23 protein-coding genes are annotated in these 25074 nt (G+C 37.2%); 5 read left to right on the forward strand and 18 right to left on the reverse strand.

Going from position 1 to position 25074, the window contains the following annotated elements:
• Position 1: 1 nt before the first annotated feature.
• The 7 genes from H4J70_RS10140 to H4J70_RS10170 are packed head-to-tail and all read right to left on the reverse strand — an operon-like array spanning position 2 to position 6333.
• Positions 2–1156 carry a lipopolysaccharide assembly protein LapB gene (locus tag H4J70_RS10140; protein WP_182251071.1) on the reverse strand — a complete coding sequence of 385 codons (1155 nt, stop codon included), beginning with the start codon at positions 1154–1156 and terminating at the stop codon, positions 2–4.
• Positions 1153–2061 (reverse strand): ExeA family protein, encoded by a 909-nt coding sequence (locus H4J70_RS10145; protein ID WP_182215554.1) that lies wholly within the window; start codon positions 2059–2061, stop codon positions 1153–1155. The genes H4J70_RS10140 and H4J70_RS10145 overlap by 4 nt, the downstream gene beginning before the upstream one ends.
• Before the next feature lie 12 nt (positions 2062–2073).
• The gene (gene mshL, locus H4J70_RS10150) at positions 2074–3783 is read right to left on the reverse strand and encodes a pilus (MSHA type) biogenesis protein MshL (RefSeq protein WP_182215556.1); all 1710 of its coding nucleotides are present in this window, start codon (positions 3781–3783) and stop codon (positions 2074–2076) included.
• A gap of 14 nt (positions 3784–3797) precedes the next feature.
• Positions 3798–4082, reverse strand: a complete 285-nt coding sequence (locus H4J70_RS10155) for a hypothetical protein (RefSeq protein ID WP_182221275.1) — start codon at positions 4080–4082, stop codon at positions 3798–3800.
• Between the two features lie 49 nt (positions 4083–4131).
• The gene (locus tag H4J70_RS10160) at positions 4132–4830 is read right to left on the reverse strand and encodes a hypothetical protein (RefSeq protein ID WP_182221276.1); all 699 of its coding nucleotides are present in this window, start codon (positions 4828–4830) and stop codon (positions 4132–4134) included.
• Positions 4823–5428, reverse strand: coding sequence for a PilN domain-containing protein (locus H4J70_RS10165; RefSeq protein ID WP_182221277.1), 606 nt, complete (start codon positions 5426–5428; stop codon positions 4823–4825). The genes H4J70_RS10160 and H4J70_RS10165 overlap by 8 nt, the downstream gene beginning before the upstream one ends.
• On the reverse strand, positions 5428–6333 hold the full coding sequence (locus H4J70_RS10170; RefSeq protein WP_182215563.1) for an MSHA biogenesis protein MshI: 906 nt from the start codon (positions 6331–6333) through the stop codon (positions 5428–5430). Before H4J70_RS10170 ends, H4J70_RS10165 begins: the two co-directional genes overlap by 1 nt.
• A 115-nt stretch (positions 6334–6448) precedes the next feature.
• Between H4J70_RS10170 and H4J70_RS10175 the strand changes: the two genes are divergently transcribed.
• Positions 6449–7378 carry a 1-aminocyclopropane-1-carboxylate deaminase/D-cysteine desulfhydrase gene (locus tag H4J70_RS10175; RefSeq protein WP_182251072.1) on the forward strand — a complete coding sequence of 310 codons (930 nt, stop codon included), beginning with the start codon at positions 6449–6451 and terminating at the stop codon, positions 7376–7378.
• A 140-nt stretch (positions 7379–7518) separates the two neighbouring features.
• Here the strand turns inward: H4J70_RS10175 and rplI are convergent, their stop codons facing one another.
• From rplI to H4J70_RS10210, 7 genes are all read right to left on the reverse strand, one after another.
• On the reverse strand, positions 7519–7971 hold the full coding sequence (rplI, locus tag H4J70_RS10180; RefSeq protein WP_182175428.1) for a 50S ribosomal protein L9: 453 nt from the start codon (positions 7969–7971) through the stop codon (positions 7519–7521).
• 20 nt (positions 7972–7991) lie between these two features.
• On the reverse strand, positions 7992–8219 hold the full coding sequence (gene rpsR, locus H4J70_RS10185) for a 30S ribosomal protein S18 (RefSeq protein ID WP_070375547.1): 228 nt from the start codon (positions 8217–8219) through the stop codon (positions 7992–7994).
• Between the two features lie 58 nt (positions 8220–8277).
• Entirely contained in the window at positions 8278–8568 is a 291-nt protein-coding gene (priB, locus tag H4J70_RS10190) for a primosomal replication protein N (RefSeq protein WP_083277989.1), read from the reverse strand.
• A gap of 37 nt (positions 8569–8605) precedes the next feature.
• Complete coding sequence (gene rpsF / locus H4J70_RS10195) at positions 8606–9025, reverse strand: 30S ribosomal protein S6 (protein ID WP_070375545.1); 420 nt, start codon at positions 9023–9025, stop codon at positions 8606–8608.
• Between the two features lie 243 nt (positions 9026–9268).
• Complete coding sequence (gene rlmB, locus H4J70_RS10200; protein WP_070375544.1) at positions 9269–10021, reverse strand: 23S rRNA (guanosine(2251)-2'-O)-methyltransferase RlmB; 753 nt, start codon at positions 10019–10021, stop codon at positions 9269–9271.
• Between the two features lie 93 nt (positions 10022–10114).
• Positions 10115–12502 carry a ribonuclease R gene (gene rnr / locus H4J70_RS10205; protein WP_404842397.1) on the reverse strand — a complete coding sequence of 796 codons (2388 nt, stop codon included), beginning with the start codon at positions 12500–12502 and terminating at the stop codon, positions 10115–10117.
• Between the two features lie 293 nt (positions 12503–12795).
• Positions 12796–13413: a tetratricopeptide repeat protein gene (locus H4J70_RS10210; RefSeq protein WP_182221279.1), complete on the reverse strand. Its 618-nt coding sequence runs from the start codon at positions 13411–13413 to the stop codon at positions 12796–12798.
• Between the two features lie 284 nt (positions 13414–13697).
• Here H4J70_RS10210 and H4J70_RS10215 point away from each other — a divergent pair, with 284 nt between their 5' ends.
• On the forward strand, positions 13698–14720 hold the full coding sequence (locus H4J70_RS10215) for a DUF484 family protein (protein WP_182251073.1): 1023 nt from the start codon (positions 13698–13700) through the stop codon (positions 14718–14720).
• Between the two features lie 14 nt (positions 14721–14734).
• Positions 14735–15925, forward strand: coding sequence for an HD-GYP domain-containing protein (locus H4J70_RS10220; RefSeq protein WP_182221281.1), 1191 nt, complete (start codon positions 14735–14737; stop codon positions 15923–15925).
• A 5-nt stretch (positions 15926–15930) separates the two neighbouring features.
• Here the strand turns inward: H4J70_RS10220 and H4J70_RS10225 are convergent, their stop codons facing one another.
• The gene (locus H4J70_RS10225) at positions 15931–17553 is read right to left on the reverse strand and encodes a methyl-accepting chemotaxis protein (RefSeq protein WP_070375539.1); all 1623 of its coding nucleotides are present in this window, start codon (positions 17551–17553) and stop codon (positions 15931–15933) included.
• A 644-nt stretch (positions 17554–18197) separates the two neighbouring features.
• A complete protein-coding gene (locus H4J70_RS10230; protein ID WP_220470379.1) occupies positions 18198–19607 on the reverse strand; it encodes a M20/M25/M40 family metallo-hydrolase in 1410 nt (469 codons plus the stop codon).
• Between the two features lie 207 nt (positions 19608–19814).
• Between H4J70_RS10230 and H4J70_RS10235 the strand changes: the two genes are divergently transcribed.
• Complete coding sequence (locus H4J70_RS10235; RefSeq protein WP_182251074.1) at positions 19815–20537, forward strand: hypothetical protein; 723 nt, start codon at positions 19815–19817, stop codon at positions 20535–20537.
• On the opposite strand, the gene erpA is transcribed toward H4J70_RS10235, so the two are convergent.
• Positions 20534–20875: an iron-sulfur cluster insertion protein ErpA gene (gene erpA, locus H4J70_RS10240; protein WP_070375537.1), complete on the reverse strand. Its 342-nt coding sequence runs from the start codon at positions 20873–20875 to the stop codon at positions 20534–20536. The genes H4J70_RS10235 and erpA overlap by 4 nt on opposite strands.
• A 201-nt stretch (positions 20876–21076) precedes the next feature.
• Positions 21077–21946, reverse strand: a complete 870-nt coding sequence (locus H4J70_RS10245; RefSeq protein ID WP_182251075.1) for a PEP-CTERM sorting domain-containing protein — start codon at positions 21944–21946, stop codon at positions 21077–21079.
• 298 nt (positions 21947–22244) lie between these two features.
• Between H4J70_RS10245 and prsT the strand changes: the two genes are divergently transcribed.
• Positions 22245–25058: an XrtA/PEP-CTERM system TPR-repeat protein PrsT gene (gene prsT / locus H4J70_RS10250; protein ID WP_182251076.1), complete on the forward strand. Its 2814-nt coding sequence runs from the start codon at positions 22245–22247 to the stop codon at positions 25056–25058.
• Positions 25059–25074: the final 16 nt, after the last annotated feature.

Raw genomic sequence — 25074 nt, forward strand, 5'->3', positions numbered from 1 at the left:
ATTATTCTCCCAACTCGATAATACGCTGACGGGCAAAATTCTCAGCGCTTGCAGATAACCCTGTTTTAGTTAATGCGTTTTGATACGCTGTACTTGCTTGCTTAAATTCACTATTACTGTCCAAAGCTACGCCTAAGCCTAACCACCATCGCCCCGAAGTAGGTTCGATATTAACTAAAATTTGGTAGGCTTGTGCAGAAAATGTGAATTCCTTAAGTTGCTGCGCTGTTGTTGCGCGTAAACTCTGATATTCGACATTAATAACATCATTGACATTCGGCATATTATTTAAAGTGGCGAATGCTTGTTGTAGTCTGTTTTGCTGTAAATAAATTCGAGCTTGCATCACCCGAAATTCGCTATCATCAGGGGATAAGTTAATGCCTTGAGAAAGTAAGTTTAACGCAGCAGCATAAGATTGACGGCCAAACCATAAAGCCGCTAAATGTTTTCTCGCTGTTTTATGTGTTGGCAGAACTAATAATACATCTTCGAACATAGTCTCTGCTTTAGAAATATCATTGTTGGCAAGCGCTTGCTCAGCACGTTTTAATTTTTGCTCAGCAAGTTGATAAGGCGTTAGTGCTTTTCGAGATATTGTTAATGTTGATTTTTTCGCTACTGGCGCTAAAGAGTCAATTGACGCTTGTTGAATATTTGAGTCATTCACTAAGCCACTATTTTTTGTCTCTGGTACATCAATCTTACTGGGCGCTTCTTCGGCTGTAATATTCTGAGACAAAGTTTCAGCTAAATTAGCTTGGTTTAAGTCAACTTGAATTAGCTGTTCTCTTTTCAAATTATTATTCAAACTAGCCTGTTTAGATGCTGCAACACTATTTTTGGTCATGTTTACTGGTTCAGTGATGTTCGGTGGTTGCGCTAAACTTTCACTTATTACGACCTGATTTTGCTCGGCTTTTTTTTCAACTCGATTAATTTCTGAAGAATTAGACATTTTTAATGTTTGGTTTTCAACATACAATTGCCAAACAAAAATACCGCAAATGTTTAATAAAATAATGACCAGTAAACTGATAAAAACAGTTTTTTTATTTAAGGACGCTGAAGAAACAGGTACGGTAAAATCACTCGAACCTTGTTGTTGAGCTTTACGCTGATCTAAATCTTTTAACATCTGGTTAATTACGCTCAAGCGATCACTCCATAATTTTTTAAAACATAGACAATTAAGATGGCTGAAATGATCAGACCCGTAATACTTAAATAGCCTTTAACATTGCTCGCTTGAGTTGTTGCTTCGGTATCTTCTATCGCCACAGATAAATGCTTGTTCGTTATCTGATATTGACCTTGGCCATAACTTAACATCAACATTTTATGACATAACACATTAACTAAACGTGGGATTCCTAAACTAACTTTCGCCACCTTCTTCGATATGGCGGCACTAAATAAAGAAGCACCTTTATAGCCAGCAACTTGCATACGATGTTGAATATAACGTTGAACTTCTGGCGCTGTCATGGCACGTAATTTATAAGAAAAAGTGATACGTTGCTTTAACTGCCTAAATCTTTTCGTCGCTAAGCGCTCATCTAATTCTGGCTGTGCGAACAGCACAACTTGCAAAAGTTTACGTGTTTCAGTTTCCAAGTTAGTAAATAAGCGTAAAGCCTCTAGGCTTTCTTCTGGTAACGCTTGTGCTTCATCAAGTATAAGCACTACCGAATGTCCGGCTAAATGAAGTTCTAGTAATCGCTGTTGAATACGTTGAGTAAGCAATTGCACTGACATTCGCTGTGCTTGTTTGATACCTAATTCAACCGCCACCGCTCGTCGTAATTCATCAGGTTTTAAATAAGGGTTAGGAATATAAGCGGTTACAAAATGTTCGGGTATTTCGTTAAGCAGTTTACGGCAAAGCAGGGTTTTACCCGTACCGACTTCACCGATAACTTTTATAAAGCCTTCACCTGTTTTCAGCGCGGTTAATAAAACAGCTAACGCTTCGTTATGCGGCTCTAACCCTACATAAAATGCAGTATTTGGTGTTAATGTAAACGGAAGTTCCGTTAAACCAAAGTGGTAAAGGTACATAGATTTTAGCTATTATTCATTGTCGCTAGAATCATCAGACCTACCTTTTTCACTTTGAGAAAAATCATTTTCCTCAGGAAACCATTGTTTCAATAATGAGCGAGCATCTTGTAATTGATTTTTCCAAGTATCCTGGCCAATAACAATCGGCTTTAACATGATCACCAGTTCTTTTTTCTGGGTAGTTTCACTTTTACTTTTAAATAACTCTCCCATAAATGGAATATCGCCCAAAAAAGGTGTTTTTGAATCTAACATCACTTTACGTGTTTCTATTAACCCACCAATCACCACTATTTCACCTGATTTAGCACGAATAATAGTATCGGACTCACGTACGCTACTTTGTGCAAGTGGTAAAATTATTTCTTCACTGCCAAGTTTAATAACTTTAGTCTGCTCATCAGTTGAAGTAACTGAAGGATGAACATGAAGAATAACCTCACCATTACCATCTATTTGAGGGGTAACATCCAAAGCAATCCCTGAGAAAAAAGGGGTTAGGTTAATTTCAGGTGTAGTAGTAGTTGACGTACCGGTAGTCGTCGTACTTGAAACCTCAGTAACATAATATTCATCACCACCGACTTTAATTACCGCTTTTTGATTATTGGTAGCGGTAATTCTTGGGCTTGACAATACTTGAACATTTCCTTGGGTAGAGAGTAAATCTATAACGCCTGAAAAATCGTTATTGTTAATGGTAAGATTACTTGTGCCACCAATAGTATTTGAAATAACATTGCCAGCGATGGAGCCAGACGTTGAAAAAGCTAAGTTAGTGCTACCAATACTGCCTAAAATTTGATCCCATTTAACACCTTGCTGATAATCATCGTTGAGCGTAACTTCCATAATCTTAGCTTCAATAATGACTTGGCGACGTAAATGAGTTTCTGTATCGTTAATAAAACTCTTAATGACTTTTATTTCATCTGGAAAAGCGCGAACAGTCACTAAGCCTGCTTGCGGAGAAACAAAAACTGAACGGCCTTCTTCAGAACCTACCAATACCGTTAGCGTTTCTTTTAATTCAGCCCAGAAGTCAGATGTGGTCTCAGTATAAATATTAATACCGCTACTTCCTTGCTGACTATTTTGGTTGTTTCCACCACCTGAATTACCAGAATTGTTTGAATTACCGTTTGAACTGTTATTTGAGTTATTACCACTACCTTGGTCATTTTCTGACACGCCACCAGAATTAATACTAGTACTCGACATGCCTGAGCGTTTAACAAACAAATAATTTAGTGGAATAGTTTCAGTGCGAATACCGGCTGGATAAACTTGTACTATTTTGCCACTACGTCTAATTTCATAGCCATAAACCTCTTCAACAACATCAAGCACTTCATTAAGCGTACTGCTTTTCAAGTTCAAGGTAATCGTACCGCTTACGTCGGGATGTACAACAACGCTGTACGCTGACTCGTCGACTAAGGCTGCGAAAAACTCTTGTGCGCTAACATCGCTAGCGGCAATTTCTAAGCGTTTTTCTGCCAATAAACCCTCTCGAGCTTGGCTAACATTACGTTGCATTAATTCTTGCTGAATAGCACTTGGCACTTGTTGCAATGCTTTAGGCGCAGGTTTACTCGATTCTTCAATCGCTTTGTCTAGTGCATTAATCATTTCAGTTGGTTTATCTGGCGCCGTTTGACAACCAAACAAAGTTAACAGTAAGGTGAAACAATAAAATTTTCTTTGAGTGTTTTTCATTTGATCATATCTTTTCATTTTGATTTAACCACGACACTAGAAAAAACACTGAGCTTTAAGCGTTTTTCTGCTGAACGTAAGACCACGCTGGTATTGTTCACAGCTACTAATTCATATTGGCGAATAAAATCACCTATTTTTAACACTTGGCCATTAATAACAGCAGTGTGTACTTCTACACCATGAATAATACTTTCTAATATTAATTCTGCTTTCGGTGTCGTTTGAGCTTTACTCATTGATGAAAAATCAGTACCTGAAAGCGGTTTAGTTGGGTCAACATCTTGAGCGTTAGCCACAATAGAAGTCAGCAAAATTATAAAAAAAATACTGTTGAAAGTTAAGATTTTAAACACCTATAAACTCCCGTTTAGTACTTAAGCTGTACATTTCTATTTCTAACTCACTCACTGGGTATTCTTTTAGCTGGTAAGTAAACTCTTGCCAAAAAAACTTCCAAGATAATGCTTCCAGCTGTGTTAAGTAGTCACGTAATTGAAAGTAACTACCGCTGAGTTTAATTTTTATCGCATGACGATAAAGTATCAATTCTGGCTGGTCAGAGTTAACGATAGCCGTTTTAGTGCCATCATCGGTAACCGCAGTCGCTGTACTAGCGATGTTCATCGGCTGTGCAGCAATAACTTGAAATGATTGTAAAGAAACACCTTTCTGGGTTTTTAATAACTGCATTAACGCGTAACGCATTTGAACAGGGTCTATTAAGTCTGAGGTAAGTTTTAATAAATTTACATCAACCTTATTTAATTTATCTTTATATTGTGAAATTTGCTTATTTAATGATTCGTTAGGATCTTTTGACAAGCCTTCTTCAAAAATTAATATAGAAGCTTTAGCTGTTCGATTGTCGTTGTTCACTTGTATAATTTGCTTATCAAGCTTAACAATCTTTAGCGCGTTATCATCAATAAAGAAGTTATGAATAATAAATATAATGGCAACTAACCCAGTTAATAACACCATATATTGTTCACGAGGAGTAATCGTTAAATATTTTTCACTATACGCTTGCCATTGTTTATTCATCGGCGCCTCCGGTCTTTGATTTAGAACTAACTAAAAATTCGGTAAGCTTTTGCTCATTTTCGTTAAGAGAAAAATTAATAAATGATTTACCTGATAAAAACTTTGATGTTTCAAATTTAGCTAACCATGCGGGTACAGCTTCTGGCGTTCGCGCCACACCAGAAAACGTTAAATCTTGATAAGTAATATTAACATGCTGCAAACTAATGTCTTTATGATGCATTAAAGACAGTTCTGTCATCGATGAGGCAAAGCCTGCCACCGAAGTATGAGTGCGATCAGTTAATTCATTCAGTAGCACACTTTTATTTTTCAAAACAATTTTCAACATTGCTAGTTCTTCAAGCACTGTTACGTCTGCCCTGTTCGCTTTGAGCTTATTTTCTAGTTGAGCAAGTTGGTTATCTTGATTAGTTTTTATTTGAGAAAGCGCTACGTACTTAGCCGTCAATTCAGTTACTTGATAAAGGTTGAAAAAAGTCCAAGACAACATAAAGACGAGAGTTAAACACCAAAGCATAACAACGCGGGGTAAAGTCACCAGCACTTGTTTAGGCAATAAGTCTTGTTGTAGTAAATTAATTGAATTTTTTGCCATTATTTTATTGGCTCCATATTATTCAATTTTGTTGCTCCTAAGCTTACCGCAAACTCTCGTGCATGGTTAAAACCTTCAGGCATGGTGAATAAGTTCACAGCAACATTGGTGTTTTCAGCCAATTTACGTGCAAGTAACGCCTCATTAGCCATCGGCACAATAACTTCAATACTGCGTATAGGTGCTTGTTTTAATTGACGTTCAAAATAGTCAGTTGAGCGTTGAATTTCAAGGTTTAAATTATCAACAATGCCAAACGATAACTCTTCTTCTGTTTTGGTTGCAATATGAGCAAAACCACGTAAACGACGAGAGAAGAATACTTTGCCTTGCTTAACGATCAATAAAATTATTTCTTCGTTAGGTTGCTGACATACCATTAAACAGGCATCATCTTTCACTGGCAATAAACTGGCAAAGGCGAATTCTTCGGTAGTAATCGTCTTCAATATTAGCCCATCTTGATTAAGTGGACCAATTAAGGCTAATAATTCTTTTTTAGAAGCACAAACAACGTTTATTTTGTCATTGCCACCAGAAAGTGTTGGACCGTCAAAATAATCGAGTACCATATCTTCTGGAGAATGGTTAACGAGATCTTTAATCTGCCATTTTAAAGCGGCATTTAATTCATTATCGGGAATATTGGGTTTGTCGACTTGCAATATTTGGGTTTGTGATGAAGCCAGCACTAGATGACATTGCCCTTGCAACTGATACTTTTCTTTTTGAATTTTAATCTGTTGAGGATGCTCTGCCAATGGCGAGTTAATTTGTTGAAACTGAGATTCCCCCTGCTCTGGACAGGAAAAAAAAGCAAAAGAATGCTGATGTAAACTTACACCTAACAAGTCTTTGGACTCAACTTTGGAGAAAAAATTATTTATTTTTTTAATAAGTGACATTTATCAATATTATTATTTATAGTCAGATGTCTATAAATCATTATCCCCTATTCCATTGAAGGCGCAAGTTTTTTATCGAGTAGTTATATTTAAGTAAAGAATAACATTACCTTTTATGAAAACAGAATCTCCTTTACAGAAAATCATCCACCCTTTATTTGAGAAGCATCAACTCTCTGTTTCGATCAAACGAGACGACATTATTCATCCGATAATATCTGGCAACAAATGGCGTAAATTAAAATTTAACTTACGCCACGCCCGAGCACATAACTATATTGGTGTGATAAGCTTTGGTGGTAGTTTTTCTAATCATATTCACGCCCTCGCCTTTGCTTGCCATAAGCAGGGGTTAAAAAGTATCGGTATTATTCGTGGTGAAAAAGAATATGCGAGTAACTTCACCCTCTCGATGGCGCAGCAATGGGGCATGGAACTGCACTTTGTTGACAGAAAATCCTATCGACTTCGTGAAAACAAGGAGTACTTAGCTCAATTACAACTCACATACCCTGGCTATTTAATTGTGCCTGAAGGCGGCAGTAACACCTTAGCATTAGCTGGCGTTGGCGAAGTCATAACTGAATTAAATCAACAATGTGAATTTGATACTTTAGTAACGCCTGTGGGTAGTGGTGGTACATTAGCCGGACTTATAAAAGCAGATAATAATCAGCATAATCTTTTAGGGATTGGCGTATTAAAGCAAGATGGTTACTTAACAGAACAAGTAAATAGCCTGCTCGGTGATAATCTACATTTCAGTAATTGGCAAATAATGCCAGAATTTCACCGTGGCGGTTATGCTAAATTTAGTAAAGAAGATGTGGAGAAAATATTAAGCTTTAGCCAACAAACAGGTTTCATTTTTGAACCTGTATATTCAGGAAAAATGATTTTAGCGTTATTAGACTTAATAGATCAGCAGTATTTTCCTAAAGGACATCGCCTCGTCTTATTACATACTGGTGGTTTACAAGGTATTGGCGGTTTAATTGAACGAGGTTTACTTAATGCTAACGACTGGAGTATACCTACTTTTTGATGATATTTTAGAGGGGAATTATTTTACAGTGATAATTTTCAGGTAAAAATATTTATACTATCGGAAACAATAGGCAAAAAAATACCGCTATTCTTAAAAAGAAATAACGGTATTTTATCAACGTAATTTAGCGAACTAAATTAAGCTTCAGCGATAACAACAACTTTAATGTTAGTATCAACATCGTTGTGTAAGTGAATTGCGATTTCGAATTCACCCGTTTCACGGATTGTACCTAAAGGCATACGTACTTGAGCTTTCGCTACTTCAACGCCTGCTTCAGTAATTGCATCAGCAATATCTTTAGTACCGATAGAACCGAATAATTTGCCTTCTTCACCCGCAGATGATGCGATAGTGATTTCAGCCAATTCAACGATTTTAGCAGCTTTAGCTTCAGCAGCTTTTAAAGTTGCTGCTAATGCTGTTTCAATTTCAGCACGACGTGCTTCAAAATGTTCAACGTTAGCTTCAGATGCAAAAACTGCTTTACCTTGCGGTAATAAGAAGTTACGTGCATAACCAGATTTAACTGATACCTTGTCACCAAGGCCGCCTAATTTGGCGATTTTATCAAGAAGTATTACTTCCATTTTCAAAACCCCTTTTTAGGTTACTTATGTAAATCAGTATATGGTAATAAAGCTAAGTAACGAGCACGCTTGATCGCACGACCAAGTTGACGTTGATATTTAGCGGCAGTACCAGTAATACGGCTAGGAACGATTTTACCACTTTCAGTGATATAGTTTTTCAGTGTAGCAATATCTTTATAATCGATAGAGGTAGCACCTTCCGCTGTGAAGCGGCAGAACTTACGACGTCTAAAAAAACGAGACATGGATTTCTCCTAAATATGGTGTCTTTATTGGGTAGATTAACCAACCAAAAAAACCACCTTAATTAATCATTTCAATATGTTGAGCATGTAAGACAAGAAGTGGGTTACCATTTCTTGATTCATGACGGTTTATAAAACCAGTCACTTTGAGCTTACTGCCCGCAATTAAATCACGAGTTAAGTTTTGTGACAGCTCACCTGTTGCGACAACCTGTATCCGGACAAATGCTTGTCGGTTCATGCCAGCTTCATTTTGTATGGACTTATGGTCCATTGAAAACTGACAATGCTGAATACCTGCAGGGCTTGTTGATTTTTTCGGTGGTTTTACCACTTCACCTACCAACACAAGGCAATTCTCATAAAGAGAGTTTGTCACGAGTTACTTATTCGCTCGCAGCTTCTTCTGTAGTTTCAGTAGCAACTGGTGCTTCTGTAACAGCTGGAGCATCTTTCTTAACTTCGCGGCGATCGTCGCGACGTTCTTCTTTAGCAGCAGCCATTGCTGACGCTTCTGTTACTGCGTCTTTAGTACGCATGATCATGTTACGAATAACAACATCATTGTAACGGAAAGCTGTTTCAAGCTCATCAATAACTGCTTGTGGCGCTTCAATGTTTAATAAAACATAGTGTGCTTTGTGCAATTTATTGATTGGGTATGCTAATTGGCGACGGCCCCAGTCTTCAAGACGGTGGACTTTGCCTTCAGCAGCATTGATCAAGTCTGTATAGCGCTGGATCATGCCAGGTACTTGTTCACTCTGATCAGGGTGAACCATAAATACGATTTCGTAATGACGCATTACGAGCTCCTTACGGTTGTAGCCTCATTAGCTGGCTCAGCCAAACACCAGAAAGAGGCAAGGAACAAAAAGTTCGGGCTGAATTAAGGTCGCGAAGTGTAGTAAATATAAGCAGCGAAGGCAAGATAAATATAAGGATACAGGGCAATAAACAAAAAAATCACCAAGAAAATGACTTCTTTGATGATTTTATTGAGGTTTAAAGCTGTGGAGCAACTTAACTACCATAAATGTAGGTAAGCATTAACGGCGTTGGCGTACTATTTCAAACAAACAAATGCCGGTAGCAACAGAAACATTTAAACTTGAAACACTGCCAGCCATAGGTAATTTAACTAATTGATCACAGTTTTCACGGGTTAATCGACGCATACCTTTGCCTTCTGCGCCCATCACTAATGCCATTGGGCCAGCTAATTTCTCATCGTACAAACAATGATCCGTTTCTCCTGCTGTACCAATAATCCAAACACCATTGTCTTGCAACTGTTTCATCGTACGTACTAAATTTGTCACTTGTACCAATGGCACGGTTTCAGCTGCACCAACAGCAACCTTACGCACTGTTGCTGTTAAGCGGGCCGCATTATCTTTTGGAACAATAATAGCCTGTACACCGGCCGCATCTGCATTTCTAAGACACGCACCAAGATTATGAGGATCGGTGACACCATCAAGAATTAATAAAAAGGGTGTTTCATCTTTTTGTTTGGCTTGGGCTAGAATATCAACGAGATCATTTTCGGTGTAAGTTTTTCCTTGAGTAATACGTGCTAAGACGCCTTGATGCTGTTCGCCATCACTTTTTTCATCAAGGACCTTACGGCTAACAAGCTGGGTGGATATGTCATACTTTTTTGACAAATTAATGATCGTCATTAACCGTTCATCTTCACGACCTTTTAATAAAAAAAGCTCAATAAAGCGTTCTGGAGCACGTTTAATTAATTCATTAACAGCATGAATGCCAAATACTAATTCGTCTTGTTTTGCCATGTTATTCTCTTTTCAACTTCTTCTTTAATTACTCTATATCGAGCTTCATTACGTATCGGTCGAACGTTAATCGTTACGACTTTTTAACCGATATTACTCAGCCGTTTTACGAGCATTTTTACCTGGACGTTTTTTTCGTGCGGTACGCTTTTTAGCTTTTGATTTTTCTGTTTTCTTGTCTTTTGGCTTTTTAGGCGCTCCTTTGTCGCTAGTTCCCTTGGGCCTATTAAAGCCCTGATCGGCGTTTTTTCTCAGCCCTGTACTTTTAGCTTTCGATTTACCATCAGGTTTACCACTACTTTTCGGGGCTTGTTCACCCGACAAAACGAGATCTATTTTTTTCTCATCTAAGTTTACTGCGGCAACATTAACTTCTAAAACATCACCAATACGATATTTAGTGCCCGAACGTTCACCGCTCAAACACATGCGAACATCATCAAAGTGATAATAGTCATGCCCTAAAGAGGTTATATGAATTAAGCCTTCGATATGTAAATCGGTTAAGCGTACAAATAGACCAAAATTAGTAACGGTTGAAATAACACCGGTGAAAGTATCACCAACGTGATCTTGCATAAATTCGCATTTCAACCAATCAGCAACATCACGAGTCGCATCATCAGCACGACGTTCGGTCATTGAACAATGCTCTCCTAGTTCAATAACTTCTTCAGGTGAGTATTGGTAAAATCCGGCATTCGCTTCATTACTTTCGTTAGCGCTTTGTGCTTGCTTTGCCAGAATCGCTTTAATCACTCGATGAATAACCAAATCTGGATAACGACGAATTGGCGAAGTAAAATGACTATAAGACTCGAGTGCTAAACCAAAATGTCCTAAATTTTCACTTTGATAAACTGCTTGGCGCATAGAGCGCAGCAACATGGTTTGGATCAACTCTTGGTCTGGACGACCTTGAACATGGTTTAAAATATTAGCGTAATCAGCAGGTTCAGGTTGCTCTCGCGTTGGCAAGGATATGCCGAGTTCAGTTAAATAACTGACAAAGTTTTTATACTTATCTTCACTCGGTTTGTCATGAACACGGAATAAGCCCGGCATTTGGTGTTTTTCTACAAATTTTGCCGTTGCCACATTCGCTAAAACCATACATTCTTCAATGATTTTATGCGCATCGTTACGAATAAGCGGCACAATCGATTCTATTTTACGATCACTATTAAACAAAAATAGAGACTCGGAGGTTTCAAAGGCAATGGCACCACGATTAGTTCGCGAGGTCTTTAATGCTAAATACATTTGATATAAATTTTCTAAATCGCCGACTAATGGCTGATATTGTTCGCGCAACGCTGCCTTTTCGGTTGCGTCTTCACCCGATAGAATTGCTGCTACTTTACTATAAGTAAAACGAGCATGTGAGCGCATAACCGCAGAGTAGAACTTACTACCCGACAACTCACCTGACGCACTGATAGTCATTTCACAAACCATACATAAACGGTCAACATCAGGGTTTAATGAACATAAACCGTTAGATAGTTTTTCCGGTAACATAGGAATAACTTGGCTCGGGAAATACACCGAATTACCACGAGATATAGCTTCATCATCAAGCGCTGTACCATTACGTACGTAGTAACTTACGTCGGCTATAGCCACCCATAAACGCCAGCCACCGGATTCTTCAGGCTGACAGTAAACAGCATCATCAAAATCTCTGGCGTCTTCGCCATCTATAGTAACTAGCGGTAAGTCACGTAAATCAACTCGTGAAATTTTTGCTTCGTCTTCGACTTCGTCTGCTATTGTTGCAACTTCTTCAATAACGCTAGAAGACCATTCGTGCGGTAAATCATGCTCACGTAGAGCAATGTCAATTTCCATGCCTGGTGCTAAATGGTCACCTAAGACTTCAATCACTTCACCTACGGCATTATTGCGTTTTGATGGGCGATGCAGAACATTGACCACCACCATTTGTCCGTGCCGTGCACCAAGCTTGCTTTCGGGTTCAATCAAAATATCTTGCTTAATACGCGCATCGTCTGGAACAATATAAGCGATACCATGTTCAACATAGAAACGGCCAACAATACCGGCTTTACGCGGTTCAATGACTTCAATTATTTTAATTTCTTGTCGGCCTTTGCGATCGGTACGATCCACTAAAATAGCGCTAACAATATCACCATGGAATACCCGTTGCATTTCATGAGATGAAATATAAAAATCTTTGCCTGGCTTCTCACCTTTAGCAATGTCAGGTATAAAAAAGCCAAAACCATCACGATGACCGGTAACTTTACCCGTGATCAAACTATTTTTGGCAGGAATGACATATTGCTTAAGTTTATTAAAAACAAGCTGACCTGCATTTTCCATAGCACGCAAACGTCGTTTTACGCCAACATGATGCGTTTCATCATGATAATTCAAAGCTTTGCATATCGCTTTAAAATTAAGTGGCACAGCAGAGTTTTCTATTACTGATAATAGTAATTCTCGACTCGCCACTGGATTGTCGTATTTTTGTGCTTCGCGTTTTTGATGAGGATCTTTCAGGGGATAAACTCGATTAATGTGTTAATACAGCAATTATATACCTATACCCGTTACCATTCAAAGCGTTGGTTTTAAGTGGTAATTAAAAACGCTGTCGATAGACATTAATTTTATCGAATGATGATGCTTTTTTAAAATTTAATAACGCAATATAAATCGTTTAGCCCCATGTTAATTATGGGATTTACTAGCTAAAGCTATTAAGAGAGTAATGCGATAAAAAATGTCATCACATAAAAAACAGCTTAAAATTTACCTTCTTTGGCTGAATTAACAACATGCTCCGGCATTTTATCTGCCAACGCTGATAATATTTTTGCAATTTGCTGATGAATTTTTTTATCATCGGTAACTGAGTGATGAAGTTGTGTATATAACTCTGGGTAGTCTAATGGACTACCATAGCCTTGTGCATAAATATCCGCTAAACGGATCTGTGCTTTTAAATTATTTACTGCCGCGGCTTCTTTGAGATAAAACATTGCTTTTTCTACATCAACCTGCATAAATTTACCGGTATGGTAGTAACGCCCCAGTTGTTCAAGTGCCTCAGGCAAAGCTTGGTCTGCAGCATTTTTCATAAAGTGAAGTCCAAGCGGCACATCTTTTTTAACACAGACACCATACGCTAGCATATCCCCCCAAAGAAATTGGTACGAAGGGTATTCTGATTTAGTGGCTCGTGCTTCAATGTCTTGTACAAGCTGACATTCGTCGAGCACAACTTGCCCCAAATGTTTATTCTCTTTAATTAAACCCAAAAGCTGGTTATCTGTATAAATTTGCACTGCTTCAAGTTTTTGACCATAGCAGGTATTACTTATAAAAAATAACAACGCTAAAATTACTAATAAAAATCGCATAAATGACAATCCAAAAATTCAAAAAAATATATAAGCATTAACTTATTATCGGCTGAACATAAAAAAGGTTAAGTAATAAAGACTGACATTTTTTTGTTGCCAACAGCCTCTCTTATCAACGATTAAAGGTTAAGCAATATTAATACCATTATCTCAACTACCTTAGCGTTTAAAAGTGATGTTTTAGTAAATATAGCGATTAACAAAGGGGACCTGACTAAGCCCTTGCACAATAGCTCTGAAAAGAACACAATTAAAACGGTTTCATAAAACAAGAAATGATTATGTCAGAATTAGAAATTGAGCAACTAATCGCCAACTCAAAAGCTAATGAAAACATTGCACTAAAGCTATTTGAAATAGAAAAAGAAGTACTTGAAAGTAAATCTTGTGAAGAACTTATCCAACGTTTGTTGAACTCAATACAACAAAAATTTGATATCACTTCAATTACTTTACTTTTGGTTGAACCAACACCGATCAGCTATTTATTCAATGAACGATTGCAATCGAATTGGCAACAACGACATAGTAACAAAATATCTTTAGAGCAGCTAAAAGCTTTTCATCATGACAGTAAACCTTTCCTAACGAATGATTTAGATAATTTACCTGCTGTTATACCTCCTGAATTACTTATAGAAGCACAATCTATTGCGCTTATTCCCTTAATACTAGAAGGGCAACTTTTTGGTAGCCTATTGTTTTCTGATAGAGATAAAAGTCGCTTTAGTAATATACTCGGCACCTTTCATTTAGAGCAACTCGCTACTAAAGTAAGTTTGTGCTTATCCAATGTGCTCATTCGAGAGCAACTTGAATACATGGCACATTATGATCGCTTAACCGGTGTTGCCAACCGTCGTTTAATGGAAATTTTTATTGCTGAGGAGTTAGTACGACAGCAAAGGTATGGCGTTCCCTTTTCACTATTATTTGTTGATTGTGATGATTTCAAACAAGTTAATGACCGATACGGTCATGATTGTGGTGATAGAGTACTGGCTTATATAGCGACAAATTTACAAGGATTAATAAGAGAAAATGACCGCTGTTTTCGTTTTGCAGGCGATGAATTTGTTGTGGTATTGGCAAGCCAAAAATACCAAGAAGCAGAACTAGCAGCAAAACGTTTAAGCGAGTTTTTTATCAAAAACCCTATGCCTTATCAACAAGCAGTTTTACCCGTTACAATAACCTGTGGGGTAGCAGCAAGTGATGGTAAACGTTCGATGGACGAACTGCTAAAAGAGGCGGATACCCATTTATATCAACTAAAGAATAATAGAAAACAGCTGCTAGTTTAACGAGTATATTATTTATGATTGTTGAAATTGAAATTTCAGGATTATTAAAAGGGCATTATGTGGTTGATATCGCCAAACAACGAGGCGCTTACAGCTTAACAACCCCTGGCCATATAAAAAATATCAAGGTTATAGGTAATTTGCGTAGCAGGGGCGTCGAAAGTTTATTAATTGATACCAGCAAAACACTCACCTTCGATGCCGATAATAATATTGTTGGTCGTATAAAAGAGACGCCCTTACCAGCAAGTAATAAATCCCCCATTATCTTAGAGATAAGCAAAGCGAAAAAACTCTTTAATCAATCAAAAGAGATTCAACGGCAAGTATTTTCAGATGCTCAACAAGGACGAAATATAAACCTAACACCCGTTATTGAAATAACGAATAAAACCATTGATACCGTATTTAAAAATGCGGATGCCTTAGCCTGTGTGATCAATATCAGGAAAAAAGATGAGTACTTACTCGAGCATTCAGTATCGGTTTCTGTATTAATGACGATTTTTGCGCGCTTTTTAAAAATAGACAAAAAAATAATTCAGTTACTTTCAGTTGGTGCTTTTTTACATGATGTCGGTAAAATTAATATCCCAGATAGCATTTTAAATAAACCGGGTAAGTTAACAGAAGCTGAATTTACCATTATGAAAAGCCACGTAAACCATTCGATAAAAATAATAGAGTCGACGCCGGGTATTTCCGAATTGAGTCTTGAAGTTGCTGCACTCCACCATGAGAAGCTCGACGGCACTGGCTACCCTTATAACATCCCTAAAGAAAAAATCACGAAATATGGTCGGATGATTGCCATTTGTGACATTTTTGATGCCCTAACCGCCAACCGTTGTTATAAAGAGGGTTATAGCCATATAAAAGCATTTAGTATTTTACGAAGTTTGGCGCAAAAAGAGCATTTAGATCAGCGTTTAGTCGACTTATTTATCAAGTGTATGGGTATTTATCCTGTTGGTTCATTAGTCGAATTAAGTTCCAATAAACTGGCTATTGTCGAAAGCAGAAATGATGGCGATCCAATCAATCCTAATGTGCGTTCATTCTATAATTCTCTAGATGGCCGTTACGTAATGGCTGAAGATATAAATTTATCCGACAATGAAGACTTTATTGTTCGAGGGGTAAGAGCCGATGATTTTGATCTAGATATGAACAAAATCATCGAATTTCTTTTAATGGAAGGGTAAAGGTCTTAAACCTTAAACTTCGATGTTGCCTTCTGTAATTGAATGGCATTTTTATCAACTAAATGAGCCACATTACCAATCTCTTCGATCGCCGTTTGAGTCGCTCCAAAACTGTTATACATCTGCTCTATATTATTAACAACGGTCTCAGCAACGCAAGATTGCTCTTCTGTTGCCGTAGCAATTTGGCTGTTCATTGAACTAATATGACCGATTTGTTCTTTTATATTTGTTAAAGATTTATCAACTGCAAGTGATATTTCCTCATTGGTATTTGCTTTTTCTCGCGCTAATCCCATGGTACTTACCGACTGGTCAGCCGCTGAAATGAGCTTATCTAGTAAACCACGAATCTCAGTAGTAGATAACGCTGTTCTCGAAGCTAAACTTCTAACTTCATCGGCAACTACAGCAAAGCCTCGGCCTTGCTCGCCCGCTCGAGCCGCTTCAATGGCAGCATTTAACGCTAATAAATTTGTCTGTTCGGCGATACCATTAATAACATCAAGAATTTTATTCATGTTCTGTGAGTCTTTAGCGAGCCTATCAACCACATCCGCTGCATTACCAATTTCATGGACTAATTCACCTGAGATAAGTAAAGAACGCTGAACATTCTCCATGCCTCGATTAACTTCTGCTTCTCCAGAACCTGCAGCATTTGCGGCTTCTGCCGCAGACTTAGCAATATCAGTAACACTAAATTGCATTTCAACCATAGATTGTTTTGTTATTTCAGCCACTTCTGCTTGGCTTTGTACATTAGCATCAACATCACGTACCTTTTCAGCCAATTGTTCAGCACTTTTGGTAAGGGGTGGCACAACATCAATGACATCTGAAACAATACCTCTTAGTAACTGAGTAAAAGCATTAAAGTTCTTAACAACACTGCCTAACTCATCCTGACTCATGACTTCAATCTGGTTGGTTAAATCACCATCACCTTCTGCCAGTTCTTTTAAAGAAGCATCAATATTTAATACTGAATGACTAATTGAACGTGCGATGACGATACTCAATAGTGACATCATAACCAAAAGTAAAATACCCACTAAAATACTTAAATCTCTTGAGTCACTAGAGTTAGCCACTGTTTCTTCAACCAAGGTATTAAATACTTTAGCCGCCTTTTCTTTTTCCTGGGCTAAGCGGTCAGTAACCTTTTGGTAAATATCTGCTTTATTATCAATACTAGTCTTTGTTGAGGCCAATTGAAAATCGATTTCTTCCTTGATAAATCCTACTGAAATATTTCGCGCGATGTCATTATACTCGTTGCTTAATGAGACCAGAGTAGAAGTATCGGAAAATGAGGGTTCAAGTGAATCAATACGCGTTAAATTACCGGTTAACACCGTAACTAACTGACTAGCTTGATCAACTAACTCTTCATCACCAAAAGAGACACTCTGGTTGTAGAGCTCATCTACACGTTGCCAAGTACTGACATTTTCACTGGTTAAGTTAACCAAATGAATCGTAGTATTTTGAATTTTTTGTAATAATATTTGGTTTTTAGAGATGGCAGTAATGTTAATAAGTAAATTAATAACAAAGCTCAAAATTGCAATCGCTAGTATTGCTAATATTTTATGAAATATAGGTAATTCTTTAAAAAACTTCATATTTATCCTAATCGTAAATGGCGTACGATGCACCGTACATTGTTAAAATACTCAAATAATAAGCCCTTCGGGCCTTCAAAAATTTTTAACTACTTTTACATTACCATTTTCTTAAGTTGAGCTTACATGAAACTCAATGACTAGACTCCGTTCTACACAATGCTCTAAATCTGCTAGAAGTGCTTATCAAGCATACACTCCACAAGAAAGTCTGTTGTTATTCAATCGCTAGGCTAAGTTCAACTTATTATAAATCATAAGGTGATTAGCTGGATACGTTTTTAGTAATCTCATGATAAATGGCTGTAGCCACCTATTACTTTACCAGCATTAACGCGAGTAAACACCAAAGATTAATTCACCTTTTTTAATAAAACTGAAAATAAGGCACAGTGAAGGTACTATTCATTTACTCTCGTGGAGCACTTTAGAGAACTTCTTCTGTTGACTATGAGTAAGTATATTTATTAAAAGTTAAGTTTATAGTTCTAATAAAATCAAGAAAACAATAAATGTTTCTTATACTTGTACGAATAGAAGAGCAGGTGTCGGTGAGCTAAATAAAAAGAATAAGGGATTATATTTACGAAGTGATGAATAATGAGTCGCGAAAAATCAGCCTTAACTTTTCACGACTCCTCATATTATTTTCTAAAGTTAATTCCTGACTGGGCTGAAAAATAAGCAAATAGGGTGTAAACCGCTGTTGCTTGCTTTAAGTCTTCAGGGTTCACCTTGTCCAAGGTATCGTTCTCTGTGTGGTGATAATCAAAGTACTTGGTACCATCAGGTGCAAAATTCATGCTTGGCATACCCGCAGCGCTCATCACACTCATATCTGATTGTGCTTGTGCATTATTATCGTTTGATAATTCAACGCCTAATGGCGCAAGATGCTTAGCAAGGTCGTTAATTGCCGTTAATGACTCTTTACCAACACCCGAAGTCATTTTATAAATTTGACCAACACCAAAGTCCCATTCAGCGCCAATGATATGATTATCCATATTTTTTTCATGGACCTCCATATATTTTTTTGCACCTAATAAACCCACTTCTTCAGCTGCAAAAAGAATGACGCGTATAGTGCGCTTTGGACGTATAGGTAATTGAGCAATATGGTGAGCAGAGGCAAGCATCATAGCAACACCCATACCATCATCTAATGCACCCGTACCGACATCCCAGCTGTCAAGGTGGGCTCCAATTGAGACAATTTCATCAGGAAATTCGCTACCGGTTATTTCACCAATGACATTGGCAGAAACAGCTGTTATTTTAGCATCAGTATGGCTGGTTAATTTTAGATAAAAGCTAACCGGTTTATTACGCTTTAATTGATTAACAAGTAAGTCTGCGTCAGGATTTGAAAGCGCAGCTGCAGGAATTTTTTTCACGCCAGCCTCATAACGCATAATGCCGGTATGAGCTATACGGTTATTGTCTGTACCTACAGAACGCATAATTAATGCTGATGCCCCTTTTTTAGCGGCTACAACTGCCCCACCCACACGCGTACCTACGGCTGGACCATAGCCGTTACCGTCGATATGCTCTTCCATTTGATAAGAAACAAATGCAATTTTTCCATCTAAACTGTTATCTGGTGCCGCGATTAAGTCAGCTAAGGTTTCAAAATGTGCAACATCTCCAATCAACCCTTCTTCACTAGTAGCAATACTGCCACCAAGAGCAATGGCGACGACCTTATGAGGATAAGGCGAGATTATTTTCGCTTGTGCTTCACCACGTTGCCAAAAAGTACCCGTGACTTCTTCTGTCCACACTTTATCAAAGCCTAAAGCGTTCATTTTAGCTTGCGCCCAAATGACAGCTTTTCTATCACCTTCTGAACCCATTAATCGATGCCCCACTTCCGTGGTTAAAGATTCTAAGACTTGATAGGACAAATTAGATTGCAGAGCGGTATTTTTTAATTGTGTCAGTTTCTTAGTTTCTGATTCAGTCAGTGTTGCCGCTGAACTTGATAAAGCTAACAAAGTACTACTGAAAACAAGCGTTTTTATTACAGATTGAAAAGGCACTTTAAGCATTATATTCCCTTTTATAGATATTATTGATTGTAGAATTAATTCAGTATCAAGAATCTTGCGCCGACATGCAAATAGGTTCGCCTTAAAAAAGTGGCAAACTATCTTTATTAAAACCATTGAGCCCTAATTAAGCGAATACTGAACTTTTAAAAGATTTATAGCTCAATACTACAGCGCTAAATATAAAGTAAACAAGGAGGATTACATTTGAATAAATTAAGCAAAGGACTGACCTTCTCGATTATCTTGCATATAGCGGTACTGATCATTTTTACACAAGGGTTATCAACAGTTCCACTTAGCGCAGTAAAAAATAACAATTCGGTTAACCCTATTATTCAAGCTCGCCTATATTTTCCTTTACGGTTAAGGAAAAAAGCGATTCTTACTTCCAGCAAGGAACCGCTAGCCATTAAAGAAACCATGCCAACAGATGAAAAAAAAAGAAGTAATGAATGGTTAGAAAAAACCAATAATAGGAAGATACAGCCTGCAAAGTTATCTAAACAGCCAATTGATAAAAACGTGTTGGAGAGTAAAAAATCAAGTAAAAAAATGAGTCAAACGTCACTGGAGAAGCTTAAGCAACGTTTAGATAACCAAGCCCGTGAAAACGCTGCAAACGACAGCTTAACTAAATACCTAACCGAGAAGAGTACCGTTGGCCAATCCATCACAACGTATGATCAGTTAGCCCCAGCGAAAGCAAAAATTAAAGAGGTAGATTGTAATAGCAGTAAATTTAATAGTGCGCTAAAAGCGATGTCAACCTTGCTTGGCGGCAGTATCAGGTGTAATAGCATGCCTAATTTAAAAAACTTTTTAAATAAAAGAATGGCCGTAGCTGAAAAAAAAGCACAAAAAAGCACAAAAAAGCCAGTGATATTTCGCTGGCTTTTTGTTAATCGCAATGTAACTAAAGAGAATTAGATTGAGAAAGAAGATCCACAACCACAGGTTGATGAAGCGTTTGGGTTATGTACTAAAAATCTACTACCTTCTAAACCTTCAATATAGTCAACTTCGCCGTCAACTAAATATTGTAAACTCATAGGATCAATAACCATAGTGACGCCTTTTTTCACAATAGTCATGTCACCGTCATTTACTTTTTCATCAAAAGTAAATCCATATGAAAACCCTGAGCAACCACCACCTGTTACATAAACACGTAATTTCAATTCCGGATTTTCTTCTTCTGTGATCAAAGATAATACTTTATTTGCGGCGGCATCGGAAAATTTTATTGGTAATTCGGGAGTTGACATATTGCTCTACTTACAAAGATGTTACGGGAGTGTCTCGCGTGTATTATCTTAAACTTGACTAATTTAGTCAAGTATTGTCTGAGATAGTAAAATTTATCAGCAAGAAGAAGAATTTCATCTGAAATATATACAAAAAATGCGCTATATAATTAAATATAGCGCATTAATTAAACCACTAACGGGTTAGTAGCTAATGGTCAATTAGTGAGTTATTTTTCTACGGTAAATAAGACCAAACATAGCAAGTAACATTAATACAAATGTTTGTGGTTCTGGCACTGCAATAGTATCACTAGGAGGAGCAAAAGAAGCTACACCTTCAATAATATCATTAGCACAGGTCATTGCCCAACGAAAGGCTATTTGATTAGCGGTGGCAAGTGCTGTGCCGCTCACATCAAAAGAAAAACTAACTTTACCATAGTCAACATTATAACTTTTCTGATAGTTATAATGATGACTCCAGTAAGTGAATGTTTTCTGGTAACTTGCTTGATTATCAACTGACCATGAAGATGAATCATGAACTATATCGCTGTTCCTATCAGCAAGCATTACCGCTTGGTTATCACGAGAACTAGTACCATGAAGATCAGATGAACTAACTACCTGATTACTGCTAAAGCCTGACTTTAATTGGCCAGTTCCTGACGTAGATTTACGTGCGCCACTAAGATCGTAAACATAGTTCCAGTCAGTGCCAGTGTTTGAATCTGTAGCAGAATCAGTATACCTGTCACCATTGTTTGGTTGGTTCCCATTTGGGTTCCAAGGAGATGTTGCTGTACCATTAAGGTCTTCATCAGCAGCCATAAACAAATCACCAAGTTTAATGTCATTGTAGCCTACATCATTATAAAATGACGTAAAGATATCAACACTTAGCGTTGTACCATCACGAGAAACAAGCATTTTATCGATATCGTAACGAGATGTGTAACCATTAACATCGCTGCTGTGGCCTGCACCGATGTAATTATCGATAATTTCTTCACCGCTCACGTTGGTGGCAAGCGCATTAATACTTAACACTGAGAATGTAACAGCTGCAATCCATTTTAAACATTTCATATTTTAAACCTACTTCTAAATACTGGCATAAATAACATGTGTAATAAAAACACAAGACTATGTATAAATTTTATTTACTTATTGACCCCACACAATTCAATATTCAAGCCAAGATTAAAAAGCCCTTTATTTTTAAGTGCATAGGATTATATTATTTGATATATCGGTTATTTTACCTAAAAGTGTAAAAAATATCGACAACTATTAAATGTGCAACTTAAACAATTAAAGATCTGCTAGATATTCATAATGACTCCTAGTATCCTTAGCAATTGATTTTCATAAGAGAAATAATTAAATGGCCTCTTTGGTAAAAACGACTTTAGCCTTACTCTCCGGCACAATTTTATTGCTGAGTTCGCATGCTCTGGCTTTGCCCGATCAAAACGCAGATAAACCTTATGAAGATGCCCTAGCAAGCTTTTACCTTTCTGAACTCAACGCGGCAATTATTCATTTAAAGAATGCCTTAAAAAATGATCCTGAACATTTACCTTCTATGGTGTTACTCGCCGAAGTATATATTGCTATGGGTGATGGAGCTTCGGCAGAAAATCAACTAGAAAACGCCCAAGAAAAGAATGCCGATGAAAGTAAAATACTGCCGTTAATGCTTGAAGCTTATCTTTTACAGCAAAAATATAAAAAAGTAATTAATGCGCCAATGGCTTCTATAACTCAAAAACAACAACTGAGTAAAGTTGCCGTATTGCAAGGACGTGCTTTTATAGCGATGAATAACTTAGCGCAAGCAAAAGTTTTATTCCAAGAAGCTTTAGAGTATATGCCTAGTAGTATCAAAGCCCAATTAGGCATAGCACAAGTAGAGCTGCTTAATGGAAATATGCTCCAAGCAAGAGCCTATATTGATAAAGCACTCTCTTCATCGCCAACAAACAGTATCGCTTTGACAATGCTTGCTAATATAGAACAGCAAGCTGGCAATCGGATTGAATCGTTAAAAATAATTTCACAAGTTATTGAGCTAAACAATAAAGATTTTCCTGCGTTACTTACGCGAGCCAGTTTATATATTGAACTGGGTGATTTTCAACTTGCTTTAAACGACCTTGGTATAATCATCACAGAAATCCCCAATGAGCCGAAAGCAAATTATTTAAAGATAATTGCAAACAGTGCCTTAGGTAATACTGAAGAAGTTAATAAAACAACCGCTCATATCAATACCGTATTAATGGGATTACCCGAAGATATAATGAAACAGAATCCCGTGTATCTTTATTTAGCGGGTGTGATTAGTTTTCAGCAACAAGAAAATTTAAAGGCTCAAGATTTTTTGCAAAAATATATCGCTATTATTAGTGACGATATAAGAGCGTTAAAGTTAGCCGCTCAAATTGAACTCGCATTAAATAATCCCTTTCGTGCAAAAACATTATTAGTAAAATCTAAGCTAGTAGCCCCTGACGACGTTGAAACATGGTCGCTTCTTGGTCAGACCTATACCGTATTAGGAGAACTACAACTTGCTGAAGATTACCTCAAAGATGTTATTGACAGTGATAAAGAAAATCCCCAACCTCTATTTGAGTTAGCAAAATTAGAAATTTTAACAGGAAAGTTTCCACAAGCTATTACTCACCTTCAATTAGCAAAATCAATAGATGCTAATATAAGTTTTATTGTGCTGCTCGCAGAGGCCTTCCAACAAAACAATCAGTTTGAACAGGCACTAGAGCAATTAGACCTTGCGTTAATTTTACAAAGTGATGATAGCGTTTTGCACTTAAAAAAAGGTATTTTATTAGGTCAACTAGAACAGCACCTACTAGCAAAAGAATCACTAGAACAATCACTAAAGTTAAACCCTAACAACCTTAGGACACTTGTCCATTTATCAAGAATCGATGTTATGGAACAACAGCCAGAAAAAGCGATAGCAAAAATAAATAAGAAAATCGTTGAACTAACAGAACCCAATTCATTTTTACTGATTGAGCTAGGTAATATACATCGCCTAACCAACAATAATAATGAAGCGTTATCAGCCTACAAAAAAGCCTACAGTGTTGATAATACTAACCCCAATGCATTAATAAATATTATTGAAATACAAGTCATGCTTGGCCAATTGAAAGAAGCGATAACCTTAACCAGTGAGTTTTTAAACAAAAACAACAAAGCAGGAAGTATTTATCTAGCACTCGCTAATTTATACATGGCAGATAAAGAATACCAAAAAGCGTTTAGTACTTTCGAATTGGCGGTTAAAAATAGTAATGATAAATCAAATGTTTATAATATTTTTGCTGATGCACAATTGTCACGCTCAGATTTTGAAGGCGCTACACTCAGCTTAAAACGATCAATTTCATGGAATGCTGAAAATCTTGACTCCCATTTAAAGTTGTTTGATATTTATCTGCAACAAAAAAACGAAACGTTAGCGCTCGATATTTTAAAGCGTATAGCCAAAAAAAGTACTAATATTATCTTTTTAAACAACCTTGAGGGTAACTTATACTTACAATTAGGAAAACTAGCCGAAGCAGAAAAAATATTTCTAGCTTCCTTGAAAAAAAGTCAAAACCGACCCGCGGTTTATGGTTTATATCGTGTATACAAACAACAAGAACAATTTTCAAAGGCGCTTGATTTATTGACCCTTTGGGTTAAAGAAAACCCAAGAGACATTACCTCTCAAATAGCAATCGCGGATACACTAGTCGCAACAAATCAACTGCAGAGTGCTGCTAAAAAATACCAAGATTTAATTGAGGTGTTTTCTGAACTGCCAATTTTGTTGAATAATGCCGCACAAGTATTCATTAAACTGGAGCAGTTCCCTCAGGCATTAACGTATGCAAAAAAAGCAGATAAGATATTACCTGATAATGTCGCAATAATGGATACACTTGCTTGGTCTTATACCCTAAATAAACAAGCAGATTTGGCACTACCTATATTTAGACAAGTTATTGTTAAAGATTTCAACAATGCTGAAATAAAGTATCACTTAGCTGTTACTTTATATCAATTAGATCGCAAGGGTGAAGCAAAGAAATATCTAAAGGCTGCGTTAGAAAATGAAAGTACACTTCCTAACAGAGCTGCTGCTATAGCACTTATGGAAAAGCTTACTGAGGAATAGCGTGAATAATTAAAAA

This window comes from Colwellia sp. BRX8-9, assembly GCF_014077245.1.
GTDB lineage: Bacteria > Pseudomonadota > Gammaproteobacteria > Enterobacterales > Alteromonadaceae > Colwellia_A.